This is a genomic window from Salinirubellus litoreus (assembly GCF_037335815.1).
GTDB classification, from domain to species: Archaea; Halobacteriota; Halobacteria; order Halobacteriales; family Haloarculaceae; genus Salinirubellus; species Salinirubellus litoreus.
Window position 1 is genome coordinate 3,140,131 of the sequence record NZ_CP147841.1, and the last position, 23,245, is coordinate 3,163,375.

The following is a 23,245-nucleotide window of genomic DNA, read 5'->3' on the forward strand; positions in this document are numbered from 1 at the left end:
GCGACCTCCACGTCCGTCCGCCGTCGGTGACCAGCCGTCTCCTCGCGATCCGCTCACTCATCGGCGCTGGAGTCGGCGTACAGGCTCTCGCCGGCACTCCCCGTGAGGTGGGTCAGGTCGGCCATCACCTCGGCGATGCGCTCGCGGATCTCCTCGATCACCACCGGCGGGCCGAACTCGGCCTTCCGGGGCGACCACTCGGCGTCCGCGAAGAACCCCTCGCGGTCGTCCTCGACCCCCTCGGGGGGGACGATGGCGTCGCCGTGGGCGGCGTAGAAGTCGTGGGCCGTCCGGGCGTACTCGTACTGGTAGCGGGTGTTCTTGTTGAACTTGCAGACGCCCGTCTCGAGGAGCCGACGGATCTGGTCGTCCTCGAGGCCCGACGCGCCGTGGACGACCAGCGGGACGTCGAGGCCGTGATCCCTGAGCGCCCGGTCGATGTCGGCGGCGAGGTCGGGACGGAGGTCGAGGTCCCGGCCCGCCGAGACGCCGTGTTCCGTCCCGATGGAGACCGCGAGCAGGTCACACCCCGATCGGTCGACGAACTCGACGGCCTCCTCGGGGTCGGTGTAGAACGCCTCGTCCGTGCGGACGCCACCCTCCTCGCCCTCGATGGTGCCGAGTTCGGCCTCCAGGAGTATCCCGTCGTCGCGGGCGTCGAGTCGTTCGCGGATCTCGCGGGTGATGCGGACGTTCTCCTCGAAGGGCTCGTGGGAGGCGTCGATCATCACCGACGCGGGGGTCCCGACGTCGAGGCAGGAATCGAGGAACGCCTCCTCGCCCGGGCGGAGGTGATCGACGTTCAGGAAGACGCCGACGTCGGCGTTCTCGCCGATCGTCCGGAGGTACTCGCCGATGATCGAGGCACCCGCGGCCGGGTCGCCCGCGCCGACGTGTTCGGCGGTGTCGCGCTTGAGCTGGAGCACGACGTCCGAACCGGTGCGCTCGGCCCCCCGGATCAGCCCGACGAGTATCTCCGGGGTGGTGACGTTGCTGGCGAAGAACCCGTGACCCTCGGCCCGCGCGTGGTCGTACACCGTCTCGAGTTCCGGGCCGCCCCGGAACGTCATCCGACCGCCCCCGTCGCCCCGTCCCCGGTGTCCGACGGGTCGGTCGCACGGACGCCGGGCGGTTCACCTGACTCCCTGGGTGCTGTGGCCCGCATACCGAAGCGGATGCTCGGGCTGGAGGGATAAAACTACCAGTCCCACCGCTCTCGATCCACGAGTCTCCGCAGAGGTCGCCGGCGGGACGACGACTCTCGCGACCCGAGCGTACGTCCGCCGAGCGAACGCTTATGTCGCGTGCCGTCGCGTGGGGAAGTCATGGAGTACACGACGCTGGGGTCGACCGGCATGACGGTTTCGCGGATCTGTCTCGGGTGCATGTCGTTCGGGTCGAGCGACTGGCGCGAGTGGGTCCTCGACGAGGAAGGGGGACGGGAGATCATCGAGCGGGCGATCGACCTCGGGATCAACTTCTTCGACACCGCCAACATGTACTCGGTGGGGGAGTCCGAGCGGGTCCTCGGGAACGTCCTCGCGGACTACGACCGCGATTCGCAGGTCGTCGCCACGAAGGTCTACAACCCGATGGATCCCGACAACCCCAACGCCCAGGGGCTCTCGCGAAAGGCCGTCGAGCAGGAACTCGCCAACTGCCTCGACAGACTGGGGATGGACACGGTCGACCTCCTCCAGACCCACCGCTGGGACTACGACACGCCCATCTCGGAGACGATGCGGGTGATGGACGACGCGGTCCGGCGGGGGCAGGTCCGCTACCTGGGTGGGTCCTCGATGTGGGCCCACCAGTTCGCCGAGGCGCTCCACACCAGCGACTCGCTGGGCCTCGACCGCTTCGCGACGATGCAGAACCACTACAACCTGGCCTACCGCGAGGAGGAACGCGAGATGCTCCCCCTCTGCGAGAAGGAGGGCGTCGGCGTCATCCCCTGGTCGCCGCTCGCCCGCGGCTACCTCTCGCGTCCCCACGAGGCGTTCCTCGACACGGTCCGCGGCCAGCACATCGAGGGGAGCCGTTTCCAGAAGCGCGTCGACGCCTACCGGGCGAACGGGGGCGACGAGATCAACGAGCGGGCCGAGGAACTCGCCGCGGAGAAGGGCGTCTCGATGGCCCAGATCGCCCTCGCCTGGCTCCTCCACCAGGACGCCGTCGACGCCCCCATCGTCGGTACCACCTCGGTCGAGCACCTCGAGGCCGCCGTCGAGGCACTCGAGGTCGACCTCTCCCAGAGCGACCAGGACTACCTCGAAGAACCCTACGGGCCGGTCCAGGTCGTCGGCCACGAGTAGAGACGGGACCCGGAGCCCCGTTCGTCACGGGCGATCGGAACGGTGCCGGTCGGGACGGGAGCGATCCGATGTGCGCCGGTACGCTACTCGGCTACTCCGACCGGACCGTGTCGATGACGCCGCGCAGGTAGCCGACGGTGAACCCGCGGGCGCGGTGTCGCCAGTCGTCGTCGCCCTCCATCTTCGGGACGTGGTCGGGAATCACCACGCCGTCGAACCCGACGTCCCGGAGGGTCCGGACCGCCTCGACGGTGTCGAAGTTCCCCATGTCGACGAACGTCTCGTGGAACTTCGGCACCGTGCCGACGACGTCCCGGAAGTGGATGAACACGATCTGGTCGCGCTCGCCGAACCGACGCAGGACCTCGTTCATGTCCTCACCCATCTGCGAGAAACAGCCCATGCAGAGCTTGAGGCCGTGGTAGTCGCTCGGGACGATCCCCATCGCACGCTCGAAGTTCTCGACGTTCCGGAACAGCCGCGGGATCCCCTTGAGCGACTCGATCACCGGCGGATCAACCGGATGCAGCGCGAGTCGGACGCCCGCCTCCTCCGCGACGGGGACGATGTGCTCGACGAACCGCTCGTAGTTCTCCCAGAACTCCTCCTCGGTGTACGCGCGGTCGATACCGGGCGCGAGCGCGTCGGGGTCCTCGACCTCGTCGAAGTCGAACGCCGTACCCTCCGCCTCGCCGCGGGTCCTGACCGGCGCGGTCCGCATGGGTACGACGCCGCGCGGGTTCCACTGGTAGCCGAGGATCGGGACTCCCGCTTCCCCGAGGTTCCGGATCAGGGTGGTGATCTGCGAGAGCGCCTCCTCCTCGCCCTCGCGGCCAAACATGATATCGCCGTACAGGGAGTACGGTAACGACTGGATCCCCCGGAGCGTCAGCCCGTGGGACTCGACGCGCTCCTGGGCGGCCTCCAGTTCCTCGACCGACGGGATCATGTCGCGGCCGACGGCGAGCGTGTTCGTCCCCTCCCGGTCGTTGAACTCGTCCGGCTCCTCCTCGATGTCGGCGTGGTCGACGAAGATGTCGGTCGCTCCGAGCTGTCGGACGAACCGGAGTCGCTCGGGGGACAGCGTTCGCGTCCGTACCCCGACGCGGATTCCCGTCTCTCCCGTCCCTTCTGGCATATCACCGCTGAATCCCCCATCCAGTTACCTGTTACGACCGGTCGAGCGCGCCCCGGCGGGGATACACGGGGTCCCGGAGTGGCCCGTGCATCCCGGGGGAGCCCGGCGGAGAGGTCCCGTCCCCGATCCGTTCCGCACGGGCCCGGTGCCCCGTTCCCGTGGTCGACGCTCCGTGGGCCCGTTTCGTCGTCGCCGAGGGCAAGGACTAACCTCCCCGGGGGTGGCAGAGGCGTCCATGAGTGACCAGCCGACCCGACGGGGGAGCGAGTACGTCTACGACGCGCTCGTCGACGCGGGCGTCGAACTCCTCGTCGGCCTGCCGGGGACACAGACCCTCCCGCTCGACCGCGCGGTCGCCGAGCGGGACGACATGACCTACGTGATGTGCCGCCACGAGACGGCTATCCCGCACGTCGCGTGGGGCTACAACGAGGTGAGCGGCCGGACCGCCGCCACGCTCACCGTTCCCGGGCCGGGCGACACGAACGCCATGCACGGGCTCAAGAACGCCACGGAGGACTGCGTGCCCATCCTGCACGTCTCCGCGGACGCCGCGCCCGAGGACCGCGGGAAGGGACCCATCCACGAGATCGATCCCGAGACGTTCGACCACGCCGTGAAGGCGAACGTCAACGTCGAGCGGCCGATGGACCTCCGCGAGGAGGTCGCCCGCGGCATCGAACTCGCACACACGCCGCCGACCGGTCCCGTCCGTCTCGGCGTCCCGAGCAGCATCCTCGACAGCGAGTTCGCCGCCCCGCCGGTCACCGTCGATCCCGAGCGTGCCGAGTACGACAACGAGGGCGAGATATCCCGCGCGGCCGACCTGCTCGCCGGGGCCGACCGTCCCGTGATCTACGTCGGCGGAGGCGCGCGCCGGACGCCCGAAGGCGTCCGCGTGATCGGCGAACTGGCCGACGCGCTCGACGCGCCGGTCGCCGCCTCCTACAAGGGCAAGGGCGTCTTCCCCGAGGACGACCCACAGTTCCTCGGCGTCACCGGGAGCCACTTCCCGGCGGGTGCCAGCCGGGTGCTCGACCGCGCGGACGTCGTGCTCGCCCTGGGAACGGATTTCGACGGCGTCACAACCGCACACTGGGAGCTGCCGATGGGCGAGACGCTCGTCCACGTGAACCTCGCGCCCGAGGACATCGGGGCCGCCTACGAGGCCGACGTCCCTATCGTCGGTGACGTCACCGCCGTCGGCGACGCGCTCCTCGACGATCTCGACGGTGGCGGAGCCGGCGGGTGGGACGGTGCCGAGGTGTCCACGTCCGTCCGCGAGGAGTACTACGACGCGCTCGAATCCAGGGGCCTGTACGAGGACGATCCGCCGCTACACACCCCCCGCGTGCTCGGGGAGGTGCGGGAGGCCACGCCCCGGGACGCGGTCGTGACGACCGACGTCGGCGGCTTCAGGTTGTGGAGCATGCAGGTCTTCGAGACCTACCGTCCGGACCGGTTCGTCAGCGCCGGCTCCTGGGCCGGCATGGGTGTCGGCCTCCCGGCGGCGGTCGGGGCCGGCCTCGCCGAACCCGACACGCCGATCGTCTGTCTCTCCGGCGACGGCGGCCTCCTGATGTGTATCCACGAGCTCGCGACCGCCGCCGAGGAGGACATCGACCTCACTCTCGTGGTCTCGAACAACCGCGACTACGGCATCATCAGCAAGTCCCCCGCCATCGAACAGTACACCGAGGGGCACCGATTCACCTGGGAGACGCCCGACTACGCGAAGATCGCCGAGGGGTTCGGCTGCTCGGCCGTCCGGGTCGAGACCGCCGACGAACTCGGCGAAGCCGTCACCGAGTCGATCGGTAGCGAGGGCCCGACGCTGATCGACGTCGGCGTCCGCACGGACGAGCCGTCGGCCGCCGAGGCCGCCGACTACGATTCGACTATCGACCTACCCTGACCGCGATCGCCGTTCGCAGCTCCTCCGCCCCACGCCTCGGACGGTCCGTATCGCACTTCCGGGGGGAGCCGCCACGGGACGACGGTCACCCCTCTATCGGGAAGTCGGGGGCCCAGGCGACCTCCCAGAGGAACCCGTCCGGGTCCGAGAAGTAGCCCGAGTAGCCGCCCCAGAAGATGTCCGCCGGCGTCGTCGTGATCTCCGCGCCGGCCGACTCGGCCTCGGAGAGGACGGCATCTACGTCCTCCTTCGATCCGACGTCGTGTGCGAGCGTGAACCCTCGAAATCCCGTCCCCTCCGCCGGGACCGTCGCGTCCTCGGCTAACGCCTCCTACGGGTACAGCGCGAGCCACGCACCCGACATCGTGAAGAAAGCGACGTCCCCCTCCTCCTCGTTCGTCCGCTGGGGTAACCCGAGCCCGTCCCGGTAGAACGCCGTCGATGCTTCAGGTCCCGTACGCCGAGTGTGACGATGCTGATCCGCGGGTCCATACCCTCCGAACGTCGCGCGAGGGCTTTGGCCCGCCGTACGCACGGATCTCGGTTCGGGTGCGGTCGAACAGTCCCGGGACTCCCGGGCCGATCGGACCTCAGAGGTCGGCGGTGACGATACGGTCGTAGTACTCGCGTGCGCGCTCGCGGTCGGCCTCGGAGAGGTCGACCAGCGGCTCGCGCACGGGCCCGCCGTGGAGGTCCGCGAGCTCCATGCCGAACTTCACGGCGGGGACGTTGTTCCCCGCCGAGATCGTGCTGCCCTCGCCGGGCTCCTCGCGGAGGTCCTCGTACGGTCTGAGGACGTCCCGGATCTCGCGGGCGCGCTCCCAGTCCTCCTCGCGGAGCGCCTCCATCAGCGCGAGCGTCGCCTCGGGGACGAAGTTGCCGATGCCGGTGGTGTAGCCCTCCGCGCCCTCGACGGCGAAGGAGGGGCCGAACCGCTCGGCGATACCGTTCGACCAGACCACGCCGTCGATCGAGGAGGCCGCCGAGGAGAACGCCTTTACGTCGTTGTCGGCGTACTTGACCGCGACGACGTTGTCGTAGTCGGCGAGCGAGGCGAGGTGGTCGTGAGTGAGTTCGGGACCGCGCTTGTAGAGCACCACGCCGAGATCCGTCGCCTCGATGATCCGCCGGTAGTACTCCTCGACCCCGCGCTCGTGCATGTAGGTGTGGACGGGATGCATCACGAGGAGCGCGTCCGCGCCGGCCTGCTCGTACCGTTCGCTCAGGTCGAGTGCGGTCTTGGTGCTCCCGCCAACGCCCGCGACGACCGAGGCCGAGTCGCCGACCGCCTCGACGGTGGTCTCGACGACGGCGACCCGCTCCTCGTTCGTCAGCGAGTAGTACTCGCCCGTGTTGCCACACGGGATGATCAGGCGTCCCCCCGCGTCGACGATGGCCTCCAGGTTCTCACGCATCGCCTCGTGCCGGACGCTCTCGCCGTCCTCGGTGAACGGGGTCGGGTTCGTGAACGCGACGCCTCGCAAGTCCTCCTTCAGCGACTCGTAGCTCATGCTAGTCGTCAGCAACACTGACCCCAGGTTCAAAGTCTTTGCGTCCGGGGGGCCCCGGTGGTCGCGAGAGCGGGCGACCGGACCGGCATCGGCACAACAGCTATTAGGGCGTTCCCGGAGGTGGGAGACGAGATGGACGTGCTACTCACGGGAGCGTACGGTCGCGTCGGGACGGCGCTCGTCGACCACCTCGCGGACGAGGACGCCTACGAGTTCACCTACCTCGACCGGGAGAACCACCCCGAGCACGAGACGGTCGTCGCGGACGTGGCCGACTACGACGCCATCCGACCGGCCTTCGACGGCAAGGACGCCGTCGTCCACCTCGCGGGCTACCCCGAGACGGACGGGACCTGGCGGGAGATCCTGGAGAACAACGTCGTCGGGATGCAGAACGCGCTCGAAGCCGCCGCGGACGCCGGTGTCGAGCGGTTCGTCTTCGCCTCCTCGAACCACGCCGTCGGGATGTACGAGGTCGAGAACGCGCCCGAGGTCTACTACCCCGGACACGGAATCACGGTCGATCACACCGATCCGCTCCGGCCCGATTCGTACTACGGCACCTCGAAGGTGTTCGGCGAGGCGCTCGGCCGCCAGTACGTCGAGACCCGCGATGCCCCCACGAAGTTCTACGCGATACGTATCTGCTCGGTCCGTGATCCGGAGTACGACCACCCGTACGGGGACGCCGAGCACGGCGTCGACCGCGGCGACTGGGAGCGCGGGAGCGAGGCGTACGATGAGCAGGCCGCCCGGATGAAGGCGATGTGGCAGTCCCGGCGGGACTTCGCCCAGATGACCGATCGGTGTCTGCAGGTCGACGGTCCCGCGTTCGATATCTTCTACGGCGTCAGCGACAACGAGCGCCGCTGGTTCGACGTCGACCACGCGCGTGAGGTGATCGGGTACGACCCGCAGGACGACGGCGAGAAGTGGGACGCCCCGCCCGAGTGAGTCTCTTCGTTCTCCCCCGCCCGAGCCCGTCCCGACGGGCGTAGCTTTACACTCCCGCCCGGAGCAGGCGACGGGCATGGTATCCACGAGTCCGTTCCGCAAGCGACCGTCAGCCCGGGGATCGGCGACCGACGACTCGATCGACGCCTCGAAGGGGTCGAACGCGTGACCGTCCGCATCGGAGCCGGCGCGGGCTACGCCGGCGATCGGATCGAACCCGCCGTCGAACTCGCTCGGGATGGAGACCTCGACTACCTCGGGTTCGAGTGTCTCGGCGAGCGGACGCTCGCGCTCGCCCAGGAGCGGATCGGGCGGGGGGAGCCGGGGTACGACCCGCGGCTCCGCGAGCGGATGCGGCGTGTCCTCCCCGAGTGCGTAGAGCGGGAGACGACCGTCGTGACGAACATGGGCGCGGCCGACCCGGAGGGGGCCGCCGAGGCGACGAGCGAGATCGCCGAGGAGGTCGGCCTCGACGTGACGGTGGCGAGCGTCGCCGGCTCGGACGTCCGCGACCGGCTCGACCTCGTCGAGGAGGAGACCTACGGGGGCGGGCGCGTCTCGGAGATCGAGGGCGTCGTCGCGGCGGACGCCTACCTCGGCGTCGAGGGGATCGTCGCCGCGCTCGACACCGGCGCGGACGTGGTGATCACCGACCGCGTCGCGGACACCTCGCTGTTCCTCGCCCCGCTCGTCTTCGAGTTCGGCTGGTCGACCCGAGAACCCCGCGGCCCGATCGGGCAGGGCGTCGTCACCGCGCATCTCCTCGAGTGCGCCGGGCAGGTGACCGGCGGATACTTCGCCGATCCGGGGTACAAGGACGTCGACGGGCTCGCCGACCTCGGTTTCCCGCTCGCCGAGGTGGAGTCCGACGGCGGCCTGATCGTGACGAAGCTCCCGGATGCGGGCGGGGAGGTCACGGTACGGACCTGCACCGAGCAGCTCCTCTACGAGGTCCACGACCCGTCCGCGTACGTCACGCCGGACGCCGTCGCTGACTTCTCGGCCGTCGAGTTCGAGGCCGTGACGGAGGGTCGTGTCCGGGTCACGGGCGCTCGCGCCCGGCCCCGAACGGACACCCTGAAGGTGAACGTCTGCTACGAGGACTCGGTCGTCGGCGAGGGGTCCATCGGGTACGCCGGGCCGGGGGCGCTCGACCGGGCCGACCTCGCGGCGTCGGTGGTCGAGACGCGCCTGGAGCGCCGGGGCACCGAGTCGGATATCGAGGAGCTCCGCGTCGACCGGATCGGCGTCGATTCGCTGCACGGCGACCTCGGACGCGGACATCCGGGAGAACCCTACGAGGTGCGACTCCGCGTGGCCGCCCGGTGTCGTGACCCGACGACCGCGCGGGCGGTCGCGAACGAGGTCGAGACGCTCTACACCAACGGTCCCGCGGGCGGCGGCGGCGTGACGACCGATACCCGGCGGGTCGTGGGGATCGCCTCGACCCTCCTCGATCGCGACCTCGTGGATCCCACTGTCACCCTCCACCCCGAGGGACGAACGGTGGAGGTAGAGCGATGAACGTCCGCGACCTGGCTCACGTCCGGTGTGGCGACAAGGGGAACACGCTCAACGCATCCGTCGTCGCGTACGACGCCGAGGGGTACGCCCTGCTCGAAGAACGGCTCACCGCGGACCGCCTCGGCGCGGCGCTCGACCCCCTGATCGAGGGGACGGTGACGCGCTACGAACTCCCCCAGCTACGCGCGCTGAACTTCGTCGTCGAGGACGCCCTCGCCGGCGGGGTCACCACCTCGCTGCGGCTCGACGGCCACGGCAAGTCCCTGTCCTTTGCCGTCCTGGGCATCGAACTCGACGCCGAGGACGGACCGTCCTCGGAGGGATGAGCACGAACGCCGGGCGCAGGTCCGTGCATGACCCCGACTCTCGACCGTTCCCGGAAGCATAGCGGTTCGGGTTCCGTCCGAGGGGGACACGTGAGGGCGACACCCGGGCCGGCTCACTCGCGTCGGAAGGCGTCGGCCAGCCAGTCGATCAGGCCCGTCTTCCCGCCGCGCCCGGGATCACCCATCGGTTTTCGACGGAGCGTTCCGGGGTACTTCGTGTAGCCGACGGAACTCCCCTCCTCCTCGTACAGGTGGAAGGCGGCCGCGAGGTTCCCGTACGCCTCGGCCTCGACCTTGCCGATGCCGGTGCAGCCAGTCTCGGGGTCGCGGGCGGTCCACATCGCCCGTTCGAGGCCGTGGACCGGCGGCTCCCAGTGGGTGGTCACGGCGCGGTCGCGCAGGCTGCGGTCGTCCACGGCCGAACCATGTGTCGAAGTACCAAAGATCTCCGGGTGCCGGCGACTTCCAGGGGCGCTCGTGGTGGCGTCCCGGCGAGCGGTCGACCGGAGAGGGGAGCGCCGACGAACGACCCCGCGTAGCCGGGTCAGTCCTCGGGAGCGGCGGTCGTGCGGGTTCCCGCGCCCTCGTAGCTCTCGACGAGCCGCCAGGCGACGAGCGCGGTCCCGCCGAAGGCGAGCAGGCTGGCGGCCGCGAAGGCCGTCTCGAAGGTCGTCACGGTGGCGACGAGCCCGATGAGCGGCGGGCCGACCATCCCGCCGAACCCGCGGAACGTCGAGTGGAGTCCCATCAGCTCCGACTCGCGGGCCGTCGGGGCGATGTCGCCGATGAACGCGTACGTCCCTGTCGTCTCCGCGGAGAACGCCGCCGCCAGCACGAACAGCCCCCCGGCCGCGACGACCGCCCGGAGCGGGATCGTCCCCGGGAGGACGGCGGCGGCCATCACGAGCGCGTGGACGCCCGCCCCGGCCATCCCGGCGACGACGAGCGGTTTGCGCCCCCAGCCGTCCGCGACGCGGCCGAACAGGTACATGAACGCCATCTGGGCGGCCGGGTTGATCGCGAGCAGGATCCCCATGAGGAACTCCGAGACGCCGACCTCCGAGAGCAGGTACACCGGGAGGAGGCTCGATATCCCGAGCACGGTCATGTTCCGGACGAGCACCGCGGCGTAGAGCGACCGGAGCCCGTTTCGTCGGAGGTGCTCGCGGTTGCCCTGTGCGGGGAAGAGCCGGTGGCGGACCTCGCTCGTGACCTCGCTCAGCGTGGCCGAGGTATCCGACGGTGGCGCGGGGTCGCTGACGAACATCGCGGCGACGAAGACGACCGCGCTCACGCCGGCGACGAAGAGGTAGAGCGCCCAAGGGGCGACCAGACCCAGCAGGACGCCGGCGAAGAACTGTGCGCCCATGAACCCGACGGCCTGCATGCTGTTGAAGTAGCCGAGTGACTGGCCCCGGCCCGTGGACCCCCCGCGCTCGCTCACGACCGTGAGCATCACGGGGAGGAACCCGGCGGCGAAGACGGCGAACAGTCCCCGAAAGGCGAGCGGGGCCCACACGCCGTCGACCACCGCGAGCGGGAGGATCGCGACCGTCGAGAGCAGCGCCGTCCCGACGAGGACCGCACGCCGCCGCCCCGTCACGTCCGCGACGGCCCCCGCGACCGGCGAGAACGCCATCAGCCCGAACCAGTAGACGGTGAAGACGAGGCTCACCTCGAACGGCGTCCCGACGCGGCCGATGTACACCGCCATCGCCGTCCCCATCAGGACGGCCCGGCCCTTGTTCGCAGCCGCCGCTACCCCGATGGCGAGACGCTGGAGGCGCTCGGTCCGCGGTTCGTCCGTCACTCGGCTCTCCGACCTCGCCTGCCACAACCGCGACCCCGGGTCATAAATGGGACGGTCGGGGGGTGACTGGCCGATAGACGGACGCCGCCGACGGCCCTCGTCCGGCCTCCCGCGGCGAGTCGGGGGACGCCCGAACCACGCGGGCCAGCGTGCCGGTGGTTTCTTGCCGACGCCCGTCCCTCATCCGGGCGTGACCGGGGCCGACGACGTGTCGCCCGACGACCGCCCGTCCTGGTGGGTCGAGAACGAGCGACTCCGCGAGGAGATGTCGCTCCCGCCGTACGAGCCCTCCCGGTTCGCCGACGACGTCTACACCTACCGCGTCGTCGAGCGCCTCGAGGAGGAGTACGGGTGCACCCTCCGGTTCGTCTCCCTCGAACCCCGGTACCCCGAGGACTGGGAGGTCCGCGCGGACGGCGAGCGGATCTTCCCCATCGGGAGACACCGCGACGAGCACGGCAACACCGTCTACGAGATGGAGTCGGCGGAGTTCGAGCGACTGGTCGCGGAAGAACTGGGGGGATAGGCCGAGGGGTTGCGGGTCAAATGGCGTCGAACGAGGTTCGGATGTGACCGAATTCTCGGTCAGCAGTACGCTTTTGAACACCTGGTGGATAGATCACCCATGGCCGAACGCGATGTACGACGGATCGCTCACGATCACCTGAGCGAACCGCACGTCCGTGGTCGGCGGATCAGCGTCAGACAGGTTTACGCACTCGTCGAGGAGCGCGGGGAGGACCCCGAGGCGGTCGCCGACCGCTACGACCTCGACGTCGCCGACGTCTATCACGCACTGGCATACTACCACAACCACCCCCGCGAGATGCGCGAGGTGGAGGACGAGCGGGCGGACGCTGTCGAATCGTTCCGCGAGAGGGTCGACCGCCCCGACGGTGTCGGGCCGGACGCGGCATGAGATGAGCGCCTGGCGGTTCCTCCTGGACGAGAACGTCGACCCGAAGACGGCAACCTACCTGGAGAAGGAGGGACTGTACGCCGAGCACGTCCGTGATGCGCTCTGGCTAGGCGCGACGACGAGGAGGACGTTCTCCCGTACGCACGCGAGCACGACCTCGTCATCCTCTACGACGACACGATGGCCGCCTACCGGGAGGCTTCGGCACTCGTAACGATGGTCGACGCCTATCGGGATCGCGAGGAGTTCACGGGGCGTGAGGAACTCGACCCCTGGGCGTAACCGGTACGGATCGCCGGACTCGACCCGATGGCCGTCACCTCCGCCACGGGACGAACATATTTACGGGCGGTTCCCCTCGCTCCCCGACATGGCAACGCAAGCCGAGCAGAGTCCCCTGACGAAGCACACGGTCGTCGACGCCGACCTCCACCTCCGGATCCCGCTCGAGGACCTGGCCGACTACTGCGACGAGCCGTACCGTAGTTCCATCAAGAACCCCACGTACACCCCCGTGAACCGGAGCGGCTGGGACCGCTACATGGGGGGGAACATCAAGAAGGAGTCGCTCCCGGACGCCGAGACGGTCAACGAGAAGGTCTGCGAAGGGTTCAACATCGACTACCCCATCATCAACGCCTTCCCGGTGCTCGCGTCGGTGCCCGAGTCGGACAAGGCGGTCAACATGATGTACGCCTACAACGACTACCTGATGGAGCACTACCTCGATCACTACGACCACTTCCGGGGGCTGGTCTCGGTCGCCACGCAGAAGCCCGAGAAGGCAGCCGAGGAGATCGACCGGATGGCCGACGAGAAGGGGATCGTCGGGGTCTACGTCCTGAACAGTGGGGCACACCTCCCGCTAGGTAACCCGGACTTCGACCCGATCTACCGCGCCGCCGAGGACAACGGCCTCCACGTCGCTTTCCACGCCTCGGCGGGCGCGCCGTTCGCCCGGGACTTCCCCATCCAGGACAACGCCATCGACCGGTTCGCCGCGACGCACGTCCTCGCACACCCCTGGGCACACATGCTCACGCTGTCGAGCATGCTCGTCAACGGCGTCCCCGAGAAGTTCCCCGACCTCAACTTCACGTTCCTCGAAGCCGGCATCTCGTGGGTGCCGTACATGATGTTCCGCTGGAACAAGGAGTACGGGATGCGCCGGCGCGAGGCCCCCCTGCTGGAGAAGAGCCCCGAGGAGTACATCCGCGAGTCGTTCTACTTCGCCAGCCAGCCCCTCGGGGAACCGAACGACCCCGCACACCTCAAGTCGATCATCGACATCCTCGGAACCGACCGGCTGATGCTCGCCACCGACTACCCCCACTGGGACTTCGACCACCCGGACGCGCTCGACAACCACATGAAGCGGTTCTACGCCGCGGAGGACCGCGAGCGGGTGCTCTCGGGGACCGCGAAGGAAGCGTTCGACCTCGATATATGACGGAGTTCGTGGTCGCGGCCGCCGAGGAGGTCGGCGAGGGAGAGCGGGTCGTGACGGAGCTGAAGGGCCGGGAGATCGCCGTGTTCAACCTCGGCGGGGAGTACCGCGCGTACCTCAACTGGTGCCGTCATCAGGGGGGACCGATCTGCGAGGGGAACCTCACCGGGACGGTCGAGGCGAGCTACGATCGCGATTCGGGGGAGACCTCCCTCTCCTGGTCTCGGGAGGGCGAGGTCCTGATGTGTCCCTGGCACGGCTGGGAGTACGACGTCACGTCGGGCGACTGCCTCTCGAAGCGTTCGGTCGGGCTGCCGTCCTACCCCGTCGAGGTCCGGGACGGGGAACTGGTCGTCACGCTCTGATAGGGATCATCGTCGTGGTTCGTAGATTCCCCGCCGGGAGTTACGCCCCGCGACCCACGTCGAACGGTCGAATCCTCCGGCTGGCTACGATGATCCCTACGATATCGCACGCGAGACCACACCTACGGCCCGTCACGCGCTACTCCGAGCGGCCGCTCACACCACCCGGTTGATCAGTTCCTCCCCTCGTTCGTCGCGTTCGAGGTTCTCGTAGACCAGCTCACCCACTAGCTGGTAGTACTCCCAGGTCGACCCGGACTTGTGTGGTGTCACGAGCACCTCCTCGAAGTCCCACAGCGGCGAGTCGGCGGGAAGGGGTTCCTCCTCGAAGACATCGAGTGCGGCACCGGCCAGTTCACCCCCGCGAAGCGCCTCGACGAGCGCGTCTTCGTCGATCACGGATCCCCGTGCGACGTTTAGGAGGTACGATCCATCATCCATCGCCGCCAGCACCTCCTCGTCGACGAGGTGGTGCGTCTCCTCGGTGAGCGGGCACGCGAGCGCGACGAAATCCACGCCCTCGACGGCCGAGAGGAGCTCGTCCTGGGGGTGGACTTGCTGGACGTCCGGGACCGGCTCGACGGTCCGCTTGACGCCCGTGACGCGCATGCCGAGCGCCGACGCCCGGGAGGCGATGCCGCGCCCGAGCGTCCCCAGCCCGACGACGCAGACCGACCGTCCGTTGAGGGTGAACGGCTCGTCCCACGCCGGAGTCGTCCACTCGTGGTCGCGCTGATTGTGGAGGTAGACGTGGAGCCGGCGGGCGAACGTCAGCATGTAGCCGACGACGGTCTCGCCGACGCTCTCGCCGTGGATACCCGTACTGTTGGTGAGGGTGATCCCGTTCGATTCGAGATCCTCGAAGGGGAAGCGGTCGACGCCGGCCTGGATCGAGTGGATCCACCCGATCCCCGCGTCGAGGAACCGCTCGTCCCAGGCGAGCGTCACCAGCAGGTCACACCCCTCGACCTCGTCGGGGTCGCCGACGACCGCGACCTCCGGGCCCGCGTCGTCGAGGAACTCGCGCAGTTCTTCGGGGGGGAAGACCCGTTCGACCGACTCGTGTACACCGATCCGCGCTACGTCCATGCGGGGGGCTTCTCGGGTCCCCGAGTTGAACCTTCGTGTGCGACCCGTCGCACTCGCCCGTGGACCCCGCCCAGGTCCCGGATCGCGGGCGACTCGCGCGCCTCGGATCTCGTCCACCCCCTCAGATGGCGTCGTAGGTGTCGTGCCAGGGTCGCTCGCGCTCGAACGCGGCGCTGGCCGCCAGGACGGTTTCGTCCTCGAAGCGGCGTCCCGCGAGCTGTAACCCGACGGGGAGGCCGTCCCCGTCGAGCCCCGCCGGGATCGACGCGACGGGGTGGCCGGTCATGTTGAACGGGTAGGTGAGACACCAGCCCACCAGCGGGTCGACGGGCTTCCCGTCGATCTCCGTCGGCCCGACGGTGTTCCCGTCGTCGCGGTTCTCGACCGGGGGAACGGCGAGCGTCGCGGAGGCGAGCAGGTCGTACTCGGAGAGGAGGTCCTGTACCGCGAGGAACGCCGACGTCCGGACGTTGTCGGCGCGTTTGTAGTCGACGGCCGACATCTCCTGCCCGGTCTCGATGGCCTCGGCGAACGCCGGCGTCGTGTCCTCACGGTCGGCACCCAGGTAGTCTATCCCCTCCGACTCCCGGAGGTTCTCGGCCAGCGCGGCGAACTTCACCTCGAACCCCCGTACCCACGCCGCGTAGAGCTCCTCGTGGGGCTGTCGGAACACCTCATCGACCCGCTCGACGGTCGCGCCGGCCGCCTCGAACGCCCCGACCGCGTCGTCGACGACGGTCCGGACGCGTTCGTCGACCGGGAAGACGCCGAGGTCGGGACTGTAGGCGATCCGGAGGTCGGAGACGTCGCGGTCGAGCGCTTCCGTGTAGTCGGTCCCGTCGTCGGGGAGGACGAGCGGATCGCCCGGTCCCGGTCCCGAGAGGACGTCCATCATCAGCGCGGCGTCCTCGACGGTTCTGGAGTGTGGGCCGAGCTGGGAGAACGGCGTGTGCGAGAAGGCGTCCGGCTCGCTCGGCCGGGGGATACGCCGGTAGGTCGGCTTGAGGCCGAAGATCCCACACCACGCCGACGGGATCCGTACGGAGCCCCCGCCGTCGGAGCCCTGCGCGATCGGGGCCATGCGGGCGGCGACGGCCGCCGCGCTCCCGCCGGAGGAGCCACCGGCGTTACGCGAGGGGTCGAACGGCGTCCCCGTCGCGCCGAAGAGGAGGTTGTCGGTCGTCCCCTTGTGCCCGAACTCCGGCGTGTTCGTCTTCCCGAGGACGATCGCGCCCGCGTTCCGGAGGCGTTCGACGAACAGCGCGTTCTCCTCGGCGACGTTGTCTTCGAGGGGTTTCGAACCGTCCGTCGTCGGCAGGCCCGCGACGTCCTCCAGGTCCTTCACGGCGACCGGGACGCCCGCGAGCGGCCCGGGATCCTCGCCCGCCTCGATCTCTCGCTCCACCTCGCGGGCTTCCTCGCGTGCCTCGTCGGCACGGAGCGCGACGAAGGCGTTGATCTCGTCGTCCAGGGCCTCGATCCGGTCGAGGTGCGCCTCGACGACCTCGACCGGCGAGACGTCGCCCGCGCGGACCCGCCGGCCCAGTTCAGCCGCCGACACCGCAGGAAGGTCGGTCATGGACCCCTCTCTCGGTGGACCGGCATAACGTTGGGGTGCTCGCGCTCGTCCCGGGAACACGCTTTTGTCCCCGCTCCGCCCACGGCGACCGATGACGCTCCACTTCCCGAATGCCGAGTTCGAGCGCCGCGCTCCGGAGTCGGTGGGTCTCGACCCCGATCGGTTACGCGAAGCGGTCGACTACGCGAAGGTGAACGACACGCCGGCCGAGCAGGTCCGTTTCGACCTCGCCAACCGCGAGCGGTACGACGAGTCCGAGGACGAACACGGCGAGATCATCGGGCCGATGCCGGATCGACGCGGGGGCGCGAACGGACTCGTCCTGAAGGACGGCCACGCGGTCGCCGAGTGGGGCGATACGACCCGTACGGACCACGCCTTCAGCGTCACCAAGAGCGCCCTCTCGCTGGTCGCCGGCGTGGCCCACGACCGCGGGCTGTTCGACATCGACGACCCGGTGGCCGAGACCGTCGACGACGGGGGGTTCGACTCGCCACAGAACGCCCCCATAACCTGGGAACACCTCCTCCAGGGGACCAGCGAGTGGGAGGGGACGCTGTTCGACAAGCCCGACTCCGTCGACCGCAATCGGGCAGTGGGAAAGGACGCGAGCGACGTCGGCGAACACGGCGTCCGCGAGCTCCGCGATCCGGGGACCTACTGGGAGTACAACGACGTCCGCATCAACCGGCTCGCGCTCTCGCTGCTCCGGGTCCTCGGCGAACCGCTCCCGCAGGTCCTCCGGGAGTCCGTCATGGATCCCATCGGTGCATCCGGGAACTGGGAGTGGCACGGCTACCGGAACTCCTCGGTCGAGGTCGACGGCCGTCCGATCGAGAGCGTCTCGGGGGGTGGGCACTGGGGCGGCGGGCTATGGATACCCACGAGGGACCTCGCGCGGATCGGACTGCTCGCGCTCGCCCGCGGCCGGTGGGGCGACGAGCGTCTCGTCTCGGAGGCGTGGATGGAGGCGAGCACGACCCCCTGCCCGATCAAGCCGACCTACGGCTACCTCTGGTGGCTCAACACCGATCGCGAACTGTGGCCGAGCGCGCCCGAGTCGAGCTTCGCGGCCATCGGCCACGGCCACAACGTCCTCTGGGTCGACCCCGAGCACGACCTCGTGGCGGTCGTCCGCTGGCTCCGCGACCACGAGGGCGAACCCCGCGCGGACTACCCGGTCATGGACGGCTTCTTCGAGCGCCTGCTCGACGCCGTCGAGTAGCTCGGGGGTTCAGACGGCGGTCGCGGTCAGCAGCGCCACGCCCCCGACCACGAGGACGACGCCCGCGGCGAGGCGGGGGGTGACCCGCTCTACGTCCCGGAGGACGAGCGCCGCGACGGCCGTGGTGACGAGCGGCGCGGTCGCGGTGACGGGGTCGACGATGGAGACCGGGCCGGCCCGGAGGGCGACGAACACGGCGAGCAGCCCGACGGCGGCAGTGACACCGTTGAGCGCGAAGTAGCCGAACGCCCGTCGGGGCGCGCCGTCGGCCCCCAGCCGTCCGGTCGCGGCCGCGAACGCGACCATCGAGACGAGGGCGGCCGTCTCGCCCACCGTCACCGCCTGGAGGCTCGTCACCGGCGAGATCGTGAACCCGAACCGGCGGACGACGTTGCCGGCGGCGAAGACCACCGCGGCGAGCAGGGGGAAGACCAGGTCCGACCGCTTCCACCCCGAGAGGTCGCCGCCGCGAGAGAGCGAGAGGACCGCGAGCCCGAAGACCAGCACGAGGACGCCCGCGGTCATCCCGGGCGTGACGGTCTCGCCGAGCCACACGACCGCCATCAGGACGGCGAACAGCGGCCGCGTGTTGGTGAACGCGTTGCTCAGGCTCGACCCGATCCGGTCGATGCCGATGGCGAAGACGATCCGGCCGATCCCCGAGGCGAGGACGCCGCCGAGGACGAACACGCCCGCGACGAACGGCGAGAGGCCGGCGAACGGGTCGGTGCCGGCGAGTCCGACGAGGGCGACCCAGAACAGGGAGGTCCGGACGCCGAGGACGAGGAGGACGGCCTGCATCCAGGTCCCGCCCATCGAGAGCCCACGCTTCGAGATCGCCGGCCCGAGACCGAGGAACAGCGCCGCGGCTCCCGAGAACAGGAACACCTCCGGGCCGGCGCTCGCGGCCATCCGGTCGACTCTTTCGGGGGACGCGTTTAACCGGTTCGGTGCCCCTCGCCCTCGACGACGGTCCCGTGCGGTGACTCTCCTCGATACCACCGGTCGTAGCTCCCGAGGAACCGCTCGATCACCCGGTCGGCGTACCACCGCGAGTGGACCGCGACGTGCGGCGTCAGGAGCGCCTCGTCGAGATCCCACAGCGGCGACTCCTCGGGGAGCGGCTCCTCCTCGAAGACGTCCAGTCCAGCGCCCGCGAGTTCGTTCTCCCGCAGCGCATCGACGAGCGCCTCCTCCTCGACGACCGGTCCCCGGGCGACGTTCACCAGCACGGCGGTCTCGGGGAGTGCGTCGAGCGCCCTCGTGTCGATCATCCCCTCGGTCTCGTCGGTGAGCGGACACGCGAGGACGAGCACGTCGGTCGCTCCGAGGACGTCGAGGAGCGCGTCGGGCGGGTGGACCGCTCCGGACTCCAGTCGGCCGTCGTACGCCTCCGGACGGCGGGTGACGCCGACGACCCGCGCCTCGAAGGCGAGCGCACGCCGGGCGATGGCCTCGCCGATCTCGCCGAGCCCGACGACGGTCAGGGTCCGGCCGGCGAGCGAACCCAGCCCCGCACCGAGCGGGCGGTCCCACTCGCGCTCGCACTGGCGGTCGCGGAACGTCGGGAGGCCACGGAGGACCGAGAGCGCCAGCGCGAGGGCGTGTTCGGCGACCGCCGACCCGTGGACGGTCCCACGGGAGAAAGTCACGCGGCGGTCGCGGAGCGCCTCCAGGGGGACGGTGTCGTTCCCGGCGCTCATGCTCTGGACCCAGTTCCCCCGAACGAGCCCGTCGAGGTAGGCGTCGTCCCACGACTCGTTCGAGAGGAGGAGGACGTCCGCACCGGGGACGGCTTCGCGGAAGACGGCCTCGTCGTCGGGACGCTCGACCGCGAGGTCCTCGCGGGCGTTACGGAGGCGCGAGCCGTCGAGCCCCAGCGGCAGGCCGGGGTGGACGAGGACGGTCGGCACGGCGGGTCGGTTCAGGGCACGCCCAGCAGACCCCGACGGTCGGTCTCGGCCCGGTGGAGGTGGCCCGAACTGCCGGTGACGTAGATCGTCTCGAGGTCCTCGCCGCCGAAACAGCAGTTTGTGGGCCGCGGGACGTCGATCGGGTGGGTCTCCAGGACCCGTCCCTCCGGGGTGAAGACGTACAGCATCGGCCCCGGGCCGCCCTCGTCGTAGCCCGCCGTCGCGACGACGTTCCCCTCCTCGTCGAGGCACATCCCGTCGATCCCCCGGTGGGGGTAGAAGTTGTGGAGCACCTCGTACTCGCCGACGTCCTCGCCCTCGATGGGGTAGGCACGGAGTTCGCGGTCGCCGTCGTAGTCGCTCTGGGCGACGTAGAGGTAGTCGTCGTCCGGCGAGACTAACAGCCCGTTCGGGTTCGTCGTGTCGTCCGTCATCCGGGTGAGGGTGTCCGGGTCGGTGGGGTCGACGCGGTAGACCGAGCGGTGGTCGAGGTCGAACCCGTGGGTCTCGGCGTCGAGCCAGCCGGTGGCGTAGAACGGGTCGGTGAACCACAGGCGCCCCTCGGAGTCGAACGCGAGGTCGTTCGGGCTGTTGAACCGCCCGCCCTCGTACTCGTCGACGACGGTCTCCGCGCCCTCGTCGGTGTAGCGGGCGACCCGTCGACCCTCCATCTCGCAGGCGTAGAGCGCCCCGTCGGGACCCAGTTTGAGCCCGTTGGCCGCGTTCGTCCCCTCGTGATGGACGGCCGTCTCGCCCGTCCCGGCGTCGTAGCGCAACACCCGACTGTTCGGGATGTCGGTGAACAGCACGCCGCCGCCGTCCCAGACCGGTCCCTCGGTGAACTCGTACGGACCCGCCACGGGCTCGAACTCCCAGCTCATGGGGAGGAGTGTCACCCCTCGCAATATAAACGTGCGTCCGATCCGCGGCCGTCGGGCAGGTCCGCGAGTCGGGTCCGACCTCCCGGCCGCCGCTCACACGACGCGGTTCTCCATCGCGTCCGCGTCCCCCTCGACGAAGGCCTCGAGGTTCGACGCGAACAGGTCCGCGAGGCGGTGTTCCTTGTGCGGCGTCGACCCGGCCATGTGCGGCGTGACGACGACGTTCGGGAGGTCCCACAGCGGCGAGTCGGGTTCGAGGGGCTCCGCCTCGAACACGTCGAGTGCGGCCCCCCGGATGACTCTCTGTCTGAGCGCGTCGACGAGCGCGTCCTCCTCGACGATGGGGCCGCGGGCGACGTTGACGAGGACGGCGTCGTCGTCCATGATCCCGAGTTCCTCGCGGCCGACCAGACCGCGGGTCTCGTCGGTGAGCGGGCAGGCGACGACGACGTAGTCGGCCCGCGAGAGCACCCCGTGGAGGCCGTCGGGCGCGAGGATCTCGTCGACAGCGTCGGGGGCGGTGCTCGTGTCGCGCTTCGTTCCGACGACGCTCATCCCGAGCGCGGAGGCGAGTTCCGCCACGCGACTCCCGATCGCTCCCACGCCGACCACTCCGAGGGTCTTCTCGCGGAGCTCCCCACCCTCGTAGCGGAGCCACTGTCCCGTCTCCTGCTGGCGGATCCCCCGGAGGATCTCGCGCTCGAACAGGAGGAGATACCCCAGAACCTGTTCGGCGATGGGCTGGGCGTGGACGCCCGCCGCGGTCGTCAGGACGATCCCGGCCTCCGCCAGCGCGTCGTGGTCGTAGAAGTCGACGCCGGCGCTGAGCGCCTGGACCCACTTCAGGTCCTCCGCGGCGGCGAAAGCCGCCGACGGGAGCCACGCCGAGAGGGCGACCTCGGCGTCCGCGATCAGTTCCCGCGACTCGGCGGGCGTCCTCGCCACCCGCAGGTCGAGGTCGGGGAGCCGGTTCCGCACCGCCGCGGCGAGCGCGTCGGCGTCGGTCCAGTGACTGCTCGCGGCAGTGTGGAGCAGTACGGTCGTCGGCTGTCGTGGCATCGAACGGGAGAACTCGCGAGGGGGAGATCAACCTTGGCCCCGGCGGGGCGGGCCCCGCCTCGGCCCAACGGTTTTGTGAGCCGATCCCGTGGGTGTGCCGATGCGCATCAGCGAGGTGGAGATCCACGAGTTCGAGTACGACCTCCCCGGCGTCGGGTCCGCCGGCGGCAACTGGGTGTACGACCCGGACGCGCGGCGCGAGCCTCCGGGGTTCGTCCTGACGATCCGAACCGCCGACGGGACGGAAGGGAACTACCGCGGGTTCGCGTTCACGCCGCCGATGGTCGCCCAGATCGGGATGGTCGCCGAGGAGCACCTGCTCGGGCGCGATCCCCTCGAACGGGAGGGTATCTGGACGGAGCTCTGGCGGGCGCTCCGGCACACCGACCACCTCGGCCTCGGGCCGATCGACGTCGCGCTGTGGGACCTCGCGGGCAAGCACCACGGTGCGAGCGTCTCGACCCTCCTCGGTGGCTACCGCGAGCGCCTCCCCACGTACGCCTCGACGTTCTTCGTCGACGAGGAGGCAGACGGGCTCGATACTCCGGAAGCGTTCGCCGACTACGCCGAGGCGTGTCTCGACCGGGGCTACGATGGGTTCAAGTTCCACGGCCACCCCGACTCCCGGCCCGAGTTCGACATCGCCATCTGCGAGGCGCTCGACGAGCGGGTCGGCGGCGAGATGGACCTGATGATCGACTCCTCGAGCCTATACCGGACCTACGCCGACGCGATCGAGGTGGGCCGGGCGGTCGACGACCTCGACTTCTTCTGGTACGAGGACCCGCTCTGCGACGGCGGGGTGAGCGGCTCGATGGTCCGGAAGCTGGTCGAGGAACTCGAGACGCCGGTGATCGGTCTCGAACACGTCCGGACGGGGCCGTACGGGACCGCCGACCACCTGCGGGACGAGGCCCTGGACTTCGTCCGCTCCAGCGCGCACCTCGACGGCGGGATCACGGGCGTCATGAAGGCCGCGAACACCGTCGAGAGCTTCGGACTCGACGTCGAGCTCCTGCTCGGCGGGCCGGCCCACGCCCACGCGATGAGCGCGATGCGGAACTCGAGCTACTTCGAGCACGGACTGCTACACCCCGAGGTCGACTGGCTCCACGACCAGGGGTTCGAGGGCGAGCCCGAGTCGCTCGACGACGACGGGACGATACGCGTCCCCGAGGGACCGGGCCTCGGTGTCGAGATCGACTGGGAGTTCGTCGAGGAGCGTCGAACCGGGCACACCGTCTTCGGCGGATAGGCGGCCGTCACGGGGGTGGT

Annotated in this window: 23 protein-coding genes and 1 pseudogene; 12 read left to right on the forward strand and 12 right to left on the reverse strand. The window is 69.8% G+C overall.

What is annotated here, in order from left to right; genetic code table 11:
• Positions 1-53: 53 nt before the first annotated feature.
• Entirely contained in the window at positions 54-1,070 is a 1,017-nt protein-coding gene (gene fba / locus WDJ58_RS15695; protein WP_338914217.1) for a class II fructose-bisphosphate aldolase, read from the reverse strand.
• Positions 1,071-1,325: 255 nt separating this feature from the next.
• On the opposite strand from fba, the gene WDJ58_RS15700 reads away from it, so the two are divergent.
• Positions 1,326-2,315 carry an aldo/keto reductase gene (locus tag WDJ58_RS15700; protein WP_338914218.1) on the forward strand — a complete coding sequence of 330 codons (990 nt, stop codon included), beginning with the start codon at positions 1,326-1,328 and terminating at the stop codon, positions 2,313-2,315.
• A 91-nt stretch (positions 2,316-2,406) separates the two neighbouring features.
• Here the strand turns inward: WDJ58_RS15700 and WDJ58_RS15705 are convergent, their stop codons facing one another.
• Positions 2,407-3,453, reverse strand: coding sequence for a mannonate dehydratase (locus WDJ58_RS15705; RefSeq protein WP_338914219.1), 1,047 nt, complete (start codon positions 3,451-3,453; stop codon positions 2,407-2,409).
• Between the two features lie 235 nt (positions 3,454-3,688).
• Here WDJ58_RS15705 and WDJ58_RS15710 point away from each other — a divergent pair, with 235 nt between their 5' ends.
• Entirely contained in the window at positions 3,689-5,368 is a 1,680-nt protein-coding gene (locus WDJ58_RS15710) for a thiamine pyrophosphate-binding protein (RefSeq protein WP_338914220.1), read from the forward strand.
• A gap of 85 nt (positions 5,369-5,453) precedes the next feature.
• Here WDJ58_RS15710 and WDJ58_RS26365 read toward each other — a convergent pair.
• Positions 5,454-5,860: pseudogene (locus WDJ58_RS26365) on the reverse strand (VOC family protein).
• Positions 5,861-5,958: 98 nt separating this feature from the next.
• Complete coding sequence (locus WDJ58_RS15720) at positions 5,959-6,879, reverse strand: dihydrodipicolinate synthase family protein (protein ID WP_338914221.1); 921 nt, start codon at positions 6,877-6,879, stop codon at positions 5,959-5,961.
• A gap of 132 nt (positions 6,880-7,011) precedes the next feature.
• Here WDJ58_RS15720 and WDJ58_RS15725 point away from each other — a divergent pair, with 132 nt between their 5' ends.
• The 3 genes from WDJ58_RS15725 to WDJ58_RS15735 all read left to right on the forward strand — a co-directional run bounded on the left by WDJ58_RS15725 (position 7,012) and on the right by WDJ58_RS15735 (position 9,683).
• Entirely contained in the window at positions 7,012-7,833 is an 822-nt protein-coding gene (locus WDJ58_RS15725) for an NAD-dependent epimerase/dehydratase family protein (protein ID WP_380661628.1), read from the forward strand.
• Between the two features lie 165 nt (positions 7,834-7,998).
• Positions 7,999-9,357, forward strand: a complete 1,359-nt coding sequence (locus WDJ58_RS15730; protein ID WP_338914223.1) for an acyclic terpene utilization AtuA family protein — start codon at positions 7,999-8,001, stop codon at positions 9,355-9,357.
• Entirely contained in the window at positions 9,354-9,683 is a 330-nt protein-coding gene (locus tag WDJ58_RS15735; RefSeq protein ID WP_338914224.1) for a hypothetical protein, read from the forward strand. Before WDJ58_RS15730 ends, WDJ58_RS15735 begins: the two co-directional genes overlap by 4 nt.
• 113 nt (positions 9,684-9,796) lie before the next feature.
• On the opposite strand, the gene WDJ58_RS15740 is transcribed toward WDJ58_RS15735, so the two are convergent.
• Both WDJ58_RS15740 and WDJ58_RS15745 read right to left on the reverse strand, forming a co-directional pair.
• Positions 9,797-10,099, reverse strand: coding sequence for a hypothetical protein (locus tag WDJ58_RS15740; protein ID WP_338914225.1), 303 nt, complete (start codon positions 10,097-10,099; stop codon positions 9,797-9,799).
• Positions 10,100-10,227: 128 nt separating this feature from the next.
• Positions 10,228-11,493 (reverse strand): MFS transporter, encoded by a 1,266-nt coding sequence (locus WDJ58_RS15745; protein ID WP_338914226.1) that lies wholly within the window; start codon positions 11,491-11,493, stop codon positions 10,228-10,230.
• Positions 11,494-11,683: 190 nt separating this feature from the next.
• Between WDJ58_RS15745 and WDJ58_RS15750 the strand changes: the two genes are divergently transcribed.
• The 5 genes from WDJ58_RS15750 to WDJ58_RS15770 all read left to right on the forward strand — a co-directional run bounded on the left by WDJ58_RS15750 (position 11,684) and on the right by WDJ58_RS15770 (position 14,224).
• The gene (locus WDJ58_RS15750) at positions 11,684-12,019 is read left to right on the forward strand and encodes a hypothetical protein (protein WP_338914227.1); all 336 of its coding nucleotides are present in this window, start codon (positions 11,684-11,686) and stop codon (positions 12,017-12,019) included.
• Positions 12,020-12,118: 99 nt separating this feature from the next.
• The gene (locus WDJ58_RS15755; RefSeq protein ID WP_338914228.1) at positions 12,119-12,412 is read left to right on the forward strand and encodes a DUF433 domain-containing protein; all 294 of its coding nucleotides are present in this window, start codon (positions 12,119-12,121) and stop codon (positions 12,410-12,412) included.
• A 1-nt stretch (position 12,413) separates the two neighbouring features.
• The gene (locus tag WDJ58_RS15760) at positions 12,414-12,626 is read left to right on the forward strand and encodes a hypothetical protein (RefSeq protein WP_338914229.1); all 213 of its coding nucleotides are present in this window, start codon (positions 12,414-12,416) and stop codon (positions 12,624-12,626) included.
• Between the two features lie 156 nt (positions 12,627-12,782).
• Positions 12,783-13,862 (forward strand): amidohydrolase family protein, encoded by a 1,080-nt coding sequence (locus tag WDJ58_RS15765; protein ID WP_338914230.1) that lies wholly within the window; start codon positions 12,783-12,785, stop codon positions 13,860-13,862.
• Positions 13,859-14,224, forward strand: coding sequence for a Rieske (2Fe-2S) protein (locus WDJ58_RS15770; protein ID WP_338914231.1), 366 nt, complete (start codon positions 13,859-13,861; stop codon positions 14,222-14,224). The genes WDJ58_RS15765 and WDJ58_RS15770 overlap by 4 nt, the downstream gene beginning before the upstream one ends.
• Before the next feature lie 156 nt (positions 14,225-14,380).
• Here the strand turns inward: WDJ58_RS15770 and ddh are convergent, their stop codons facing one another.
• Positions 14,381-15,313: a D-2-hydroxyacid dehydrogenase gene (ddh, locus tag WDJ58_RS15775; protein ID WP_338914232.1), complete on the reverse strand. Its 933-nt coding sequence runs from the start codon at positions 15,311-15,313 to the stop codon at positions 14,381-14,383.
• Positions 15,314-15,434: 121 nt separating this feature from the next.
• Positions 15,435-16,892: an amidase gene (locus WDJ58_RS15780; RefSeq protein ID WP_338914233.1), complete on the reverse strand. Its 1,458-nt coding sequence runs from the start codon at positions 16,890-16,892 to the stop codon at positions 15,435-15,437.
• 91 nt (positions 16,893-16,983) lie between these two features.
• Here WDJ58_RS15780 and WDJ58_RS15785 point away from each other — a divergent pair, with 91 nt between their 5' ends.
• Positions 16,984-18,117 carry a serine hydrolase domain-containing protein gene (locus WDJ58_RS15785; protein ID WP_338914234.1) on the forward strand — a complete coding sequence of 378 codons (1,134 nt, stop codon included), beginning with the start codon at positions 16,984-16,986 and terminating at the stop codon, positions 18,115-18,117.
• Positions 18,118-18,126: 9 nt separating this feature from the next.
• Here WDJ58_RS15785 and WDJ58_RS15790 read toward each other — a convergent pair whose 3' ends face one another.
• The 4 genes from WDJ58_RS15790 to WDJ58_RS15805 all read right to left on the reverse strand — a co-directional run bounded on the left by WDJ58_RS15790 (position 18,127) and on the right by WDJ58_RS15805 (position 21,970).
• Positions 18,127-19,029 carry a DMT family transporter gene (locus WDJ58_RS15790; protein WP_338914235.1) on the reverse strand — a complete coding sequence of 301 codons (903 nt, stop codon included), beginning with the start codon at positions 19,027-19,029 and terminating at the stop codon, positions 18,127-18,129.
• 26 nt (positions 19,030-19,055) lie between these two features.
• Complete coding sequence (locus WDJ58_RS15795; RefSeq protein ID WP_338914236.1) at positions 19,056-20,030, reverse strand: D-2-hydroxyacid dehydrogenase; 975 nt, start codon at positions 20,028-20,030, stop codon at positions 19,056-19,058.
• A gap of 11 nt (positions 20,031-20,041) precedes the next feature.
• The gene (locus tag WDJ58_RS15800) at positions 20,042-20,911 is read right to left on the reverse strand and encodes an SMP-30/gluconolactonase/LRE family protein (RefSeq protein ID WP_338914237.1); all 870 of its coding nucleotides are present in this window, start codon (positions 20,909-20,911) and stop codon (positions 20,042-20,044) included.
• Between the two features lie 93 nt (positions 20,912-21,004).
• Positions 21,005-21,970 carry a D-2-hydroxyacid dehydrogenase gene (locus tag WDJ58_RS15805; protein WP_338914238.1) on the reverse strand — a complete coding sequence of 322 codons (966 nt, stop codon included), beginning with the start codon at positions 21,968-21,970 and terminating at the stop codon, positions 21,005-21,007.
• A 100-nt stretch (positions 21,971-22,070) separates the two neighbouring features.
• Between WDJ58_RS15805 and WDJ58_RS15810 the strand changes: the two genes are divergently transcribed.
• Positions 22,071-23,225: an enolase C-terminal domain-like protein gene (locus WDJ58_RS15810; RefSeq protein ID WP_338914239.1), complete on the forward strand. Its 1,155-nt coding sequence runs from the start codon at positions 22,071-22,073 to the stop codon at positions 23,223-23,225.
• Positions 23,226-23,245: the final 20 nt, after the last annotated feature.